Raw genomic sequence first — 5,619 nt, forward strand, 5'->3', positions numbered from 1 at the left:
ATCGTCCACCAATGCCGGCTCACCGAGGGCACGCTGGTCGTTGGCTCCCAGGTGAACGCCAACATCGACATGGAGCGTCGTGGGGCAATCGCCCGGTCGCATACGGCGACCCACATGGTCCACAAGGCGTTGCGCGAGGAGCTGGGATCACAGGCGACCCAGCGTGGCTCCGAGGATGCGCCCAACCGCCTTCGCTTTGATTTCCAATGGTCCAAGGCTCCGGGACGCGGCGCGATGGACGCCGTGGAAGAGCGCGTCAACGAGAAGCTGCGCGACAATCTCGCCGTAACGACGACGGAGATGCCGTTCGATGACGCCATAGCGCTTGGTGCCATGCATCTTTTCGGCGAGAAGTACGGCGACGTCGTCAGGGTGGTCTCCATCGGTGAGGATGGCTGGAGCCGAGAGCTGTGTGGTGGAACCCATGTCGACCACGTCGGCAAGATCGGGGCCGTGAGCATCATGTCCGAGGCCTCCATCGGATCAGGAGTGCGGCGCGTCGACGCCGTCGTGGGGAAGGGGGCATACGATTTCCATGCCCGCGAGCACGCCCTGGTCTCGCAGCTGTCCGACAAGCTCAATGCCCGTCCCGACGAACTGGCCGAACGAGTGTCCGTCCTTCTGTCGAAGCTCAAGGAGTCGGACCGCCGCCTTTCGGCCATGTACGAGGCGAAACTCGCGCAGTCGGTGCCGACGTTGGCCGCGGAGGCCGCGGCGTCGCACGACGACGTGATCCTTGTCTCACGCAATGTGGGCCCGTTCGGCTCTTTCGACGCGCTGCGTCGCACCGTACTGGACCTCCGGTCGAGAATCGGGGATGAACGTCCCGTCGTGATCGCACTTGCCGGTGTGAGCGAGGACGACAGGCCGATGATCGCCGTGGCAACGAATGAACCCGCGCGTTCGCGTGGCATCAAGGCGGGAGACCTTGTCAGGTCCGCGGCGAAGGTGCTTGGCGGTGGCGGCGGCGGCAAGCCCGATTTCGCGCAAGGCGGGGGAGTGGATGCCAGCAAGGTCGATGAGGCGATCGGCGATGTCCGTCGGCGGCTGCCTATGATGGGCTAGTCCATGGTCTGGATGGGTGTGGATCTTGGAGAGGCGAGGGTCGGGCTGGCGTTGTCCGACCCGGAACTGACTTTCGCGCATCCCGAGGGGAATATCGAGGTCCACGGCGATTCCTTTCATGCGCTGGATGCAGTGATTGGCATAATCGAAGAGAACGACGTGGATGTCGTGGTGGTGGGACTGCCTCTTATGCTCGATGGCTCTGTCGGGGCGAGTGGGAAAAAGGCCACCCGGTGGGGACGGAATCTTTCGCGACGTGTTGAGGATGCCGTGGCATCGAATGATTGGCATGGAGGTTCTGCTCCACAGGTCGTCATGCGTGACGAGAGGTTGACCACCGTGATGGCGCATGACGGTCTGAGAAGCGCGGGTATCGCCGAACGCTGGCATCGTGCCAGAGTCGATCAGCAATCCGCCGTTCTCATACTGCAATCCGCGTTGGATGCACGGTCACAGGAGGAGCGTGACAGATGACAGATGATGAGCTTAAGCCTGATGACAACGACGACGTGAACGGCAGCGACGATGCCGCCGATGCCGGTGGCACGCTTGATAAGACGGTCGGCGTGGACGGGGTCGACGACGAGCAGGAGCCCGAGGGCTTCGATGAGTTCTTCGAACGTCGCGCCCAGTGGACGGGTGGGGAGTCTGACCGGATCGACGCTTCCGATGTCCATGGAGATCCGGATTCCGGCGATCTGGGCGAGCCGGATGGTCCGGATGTCCCATCCGATGATAACCTTCCGTTCTCCCGCAGACAACGGCGCCGGGATCACAAAAGGCATCAGCGGCACAACATCATCCTCATCGTCGCGGCATGTCTGGTGCTCACGCTGATCGGCGTCGGGGTATTCGAGGGATATCGGGCGCTGTCACGGTGGAGCGCCGCCAGGGCATCGCAGGAATCAAGTTCCGAAAGCCTGGACTACCCGGGACCCGGCACGGGCACGGTGACCTTCACCATAGCCACGGGAGAAAGCGTGAATTCCGTGGCCTCGCGGCTGGTGTCGGCATCGGTAGTCAAATCGGCGGATGCGTTCACCACCGTTGTTTCCGCGAACGACGCCACCATCTATCCGGGCACGTATCAGTTGAAAAAACACATGTCAGCGGCCGATGCCCTGTCGGTTGTGTCCGACCAGAGCAACGCCAAAGGTGTGCTGGAGATCAAATCGGGCGAGCGTGTGTCGGATGTCGTCGCGAAGGCCGTCGCGTTGACGAAGATCACGACAAAGGAGTTCAACGCGCTCATCGATTCCGGTGGATCCGGCATCCTCCCCCCGGAGGCCGGCGGAAAGTTCGAGGGTTGGCTCGAACCCGGATCCTATGACGTGTCCACCGCGACCACTGCGGCCGAGGTGCTCAAGCCGATGGTCAAGGCGCGGATCGAGAAGCTCGACGACCTGGGGGTTCCCACGGGCGCGCAGCGCGAGAAGATTCTCATCATGTCGTCCATAGCCGAGGCCGAGGTCAACAAGGATGACTACTACGGCAAAGTGGTTCGTGTCATTCTCAACAGACTGTCGAAATCCATGGTCCTGGGCATGGACACGACGGTGGCCTACGGCGCGGGCGTGAAGGCGAGCCAGTTGACCGACGCGATGCTTGCCGACTCGTCGAACACCTATAACACGCGTCTTCACAAAGGACTTCCGCCGTCTCCCATAAGCAATCCCGGGGACTCCGCAATCACCGCCGCACTCAATCCGCCGTCGGGGAACTGGCTGTATTTCGTCACAACGAATCTGAGCACAGGTGAGACGAAGTTCGTGGTCACGGAGGCTGAGTTCTGGAAGATACGCGAGGAGTACAAGAACTCGAACAGCGACGCGAACTAGCGTGAACGCCTGTCGCAGCCGACCGCTTTCCCGGCTTGTGTTCCCATCGGCACGCCGACGCATGCTGGGAGACCGGTCGTCCCAGATGGCTGGTGGCAGTAGGATGGGCTCGACTGACTGGATCACGGAGGAATGAGGTCACGAATGTTACGTTGGCAGACCGCGGGCGAATCACATGGCGAGGCGCTTGTCGCCATGATCGAGGGACTTCCCGCCGGTGTGAGGATCTCCACATCGGACGTGGTGGACGCGCTTGCGCGTAGAAGGCTGGGATACGGCCGCGGGTCGCGTATGACATTCGAACGTGATCATGTCCGGGTGCTCACAGGCGTCCGTCATGGATTCTCGCTGGGATCTCCCATCGCCATGGAGATCGGCAACACCGAATGGCCCAAATGGACCAAGGTGATGAGCGTCGACGCCTTGGACGAGGAGCTTGAGCCAACGGGCCGCAACGCGCCGCTCACCCGTCCGCGTCCGGGGCACGCGGACCTCACCGGCATGCGTAAATACGGCTTCGACGACGCCCGTCCCGTTCTGGAGCGCTCAAGCGCCCGTGAGACGGCATCCCGGGTAGCTTTGGGTGCGATAGTGGGGGATTTCCTTGAGCAATCTCTGTCGATTCGCACGATCGCGCACGTCGTGTCCATGGGAGGCGTGGGGGTTGATGACGATTATGTCCTTCCGACACCCGACGACCGTGATGCGCTTGACGCCTCTCCCGTCCGGACGCTGGATAAGCGAGCCGAGGCCCGCATGGTGTCCCGAGTGGACGAGGCCAAGGAGAACGCGGACACGGTCGGAGGAGTGGTCGAAGTCATTGCCTATGGCGTTCCGGCCGGTCTGGGGACCTATGTGGAATCCGACCGTCGTCTTGACGCGGCACTGGCGGGAGCCCTTATGGGCGTACAGGCGATCAAGGGAGTCGAGATAGGGGATGGCTTCCGTGAGGCCGAGCGCTTTGGATCGCAGGCCCATGACGAGATGATCCCGGGCGATGACGGGACCATAGGCCGGCTGAGCAACCGTGCGGGTGGAATCGAAGGTGGCATGTCCAATGGGCAGCCGATTCGCGTGCGCGCCGCCATGAAGCCGATTCCTTCCATTCCCAAGGCGCTGCGGACAGTCGATGTCTCCACCGGCGAGGCGGCGAAGGCCATCAACCAGCGATCCGACACGACGGCGGTCCCTGCCGCGTCCATAGTCGTCGAGGCCATGGTCAGACTGGTTCTCGCGCGTTTCGTAATCGAGAAGTTCGGAGGGGACACCGTGGATGAGGTCGCTCGCAATGCAGCCGCGTACCGTGCGGCCTGGCCGGAGCACATGCGGTAGGGATCGGGCGGCAGGTATCGGTTATGGACTCACAGGTGAATGGTCCGCTGGCGGTCGTCATCGGGATGCCCGGCGCGGGCAAGACGCGTATAGGCCGTGAGGCGGCGCGGATTCTCGATGTGCCCTTCGACGATTCGGACAAACACCTCGAGCGTCGTGCCGGAACGTCGGTCACCCGGTATTTCCGCGACCATGGGGAACCGGGTTTCCGACGCCTCGAGGAGCATGTCATAGCTGATCTTCTCGAGAGCTGTCGGGGAATACTATCCTTGGGTGGGGGAGCCCCCATGACTGAGGGCACACGTCGGCGGCTCGAGGAGTATGTCGCACGCGGAGGACGGATCATTTATCTGCGGGCCGATCCGCAGGAGGCGATGGACAGGGCCGCGCAGGCCGGGGGCCGACCGATGCTTGCGGGCGACCCCCGAGGCCGGTGGAGTGAGCTCTTTGAGGAGAGGGATCCGGTTTTCTCCTCGATAGCGACCTGCGATGTGAGGACACGGCGTATGTCGCCCTCGGCGGCGGCAAAAAGGATGGTCACGATGATTGCCGAACGTGTTGTGCATGTTCCAGTCGAGGGCGGAGCCGACTACGATGTTCGCATCGGGGCCGGCGTCCTCGATCAGCTTCCCTCTGTGGTGGGGTCTGATGTCCTCCGGGTCGCCGTGATCCACACGGAGTCGGTGCGCAGATACTCGGACAGGGTTCGCACGATGCTCCGCCAGTCCGGCCATGAGGTGGTCGAGATCGTCATACCGGATGCGGAGGCGGGGAAAACCGTTCGTGTCGCCGATGGCGTGTGGAGTCGACTGGCCGAGGAGGGCTTCACAAGATCCGACGCGATCGTGGGTATCGGGGGAGGGGCCGCGACCGATCTGGCGGGATTCACGGCCGCCACGTGGATGCGGGGCATCCGCTATGTCAACTGCCCCACATCGCTGCTGGCCATGGTCGACGCCTCCACGGGAGGCAAAACCGGCATCAACATTCCCTCGGGGAAGAATCTGGTCGGCTCGTTCTTCACGCCTGGCGGAGTTCTCGCGGACACCGACACCTTGGCCACGCTGCCTTCGGACATCCTCATCGAGGGTTTGGGCGAGGTCGCCAAATCCGGTTTCATCCGTGACGTCGGCATCCTTGACATCCTTGATGAGCACGCGGGTCAGTTGAGATCGTTCGAGGGGGAGACATTCGTCGGATCGGACCTCGAGCCGGTGGTGGATGAACTGATCGAACGCACCGTGCGCGTCAAGGTGCATCACGTCGCGACCGATCTTCGCGAGTCGGGACTTCGCGAGTTTCTCAACTACGGCCACACTCTGGGACACGCGATCGAGCAGTTGGAGCATTTCCGGTGGCGTCATGGCAACGCGGTCGCGGTGGG

At 62.8% G+C, this 5,619-nt stretch carries 5 protein-coding genes; all 5 read left to right on the top strand.

Going from position 1 to position 5,619, the window contains the following annotated elements; all coding sequences use genetic code 11:
• Nucleotides 1-1,065: DHHA1 domain-containing protein (locus Q1X90_RS00005; protein WP_300765614.1), on the top strand; the 1,065-nt coding region annotated here is incomplete at its 5' end.
• A 3-nt stretch (nucleotides 1,066-1,068) separates the two neighbouring features.
• A complete protein-coding gene (gene ruvX, locus Q1X90_RS00010) occupies nucleotides 1,069-1,539 on the top strand; it encodes a Holliday junction resolvase RuvX (protein WP_300765615.1) in 471 nt (156 codons plus the stop codon).
• Nucleotides 1,536-2,903: an endolytic transglycosylase MltG gene (mltG, locus tag Q1X90_RS00015; protein ID WP_366944440.1), complete on the top strand. Its 1,368-nt coding sequence runs from the start codon at nucleotides 1,536-1,538 to the stop codon at nucleotides 2,901-2,903. The genes ruvX and mltG overlap by 4 nt, the downstream gene beginning before the upstream one ends.
• 144 nt (nucleotides 2,904-3,047) lie before the next feature.
• Entirely contained in the window at nucleotides 3,048-4,235 is a 1,188-nt protein-coding gene (aroC, locus tag Q1X90_RS00020; protein WP_300765616.1) for a chorismate synthase, read from the top strand.
• Between the two features lie 23 nt (nucleotides 4,236-4,258).
• A partial coding sequence (locus Q1X90_RS00025; RefSeq protein WP_300765617.1) for a bifunctional shikimate kinase/3-dehydroquinate synthase occupies nucleotides 4,259-5,619 on the top strand: 1,361 nt, incomplete at its 3' end.

This window comes from uncultured Bifidobacterium sp., from assembly GCF_949292005.1.
Taxonomy (GTDB): Bacteria; Actinomycetota; Actinomycetes; order Actinomycetales; family Bifidobacteriaceae; genus Bifidobacterium.

Excerpts from the sequence above, each read along its gene's own strand:
- ruvX (WP_300765615.1), top strand. The coding sequence starts at position 1,069 with ATGGTCTGGATGGGTGTGGATCTTGGAGAGGCGAGGGTCGGGCTGGCG.
- mltG (WP_366944440.1), top strand. The coding sequence starts at position 1,536 with ATGACAGATGATGAGCTTAAGCCTGATGACAACGACGACGTGAACGGC.
- aroC (WP_300765616.1), top strand. The coding sequence starts at position 3,048 with ATGTTACGTTGGCAGACCGCGGGCGAATCACATGGCGAGGCGCTTGTC.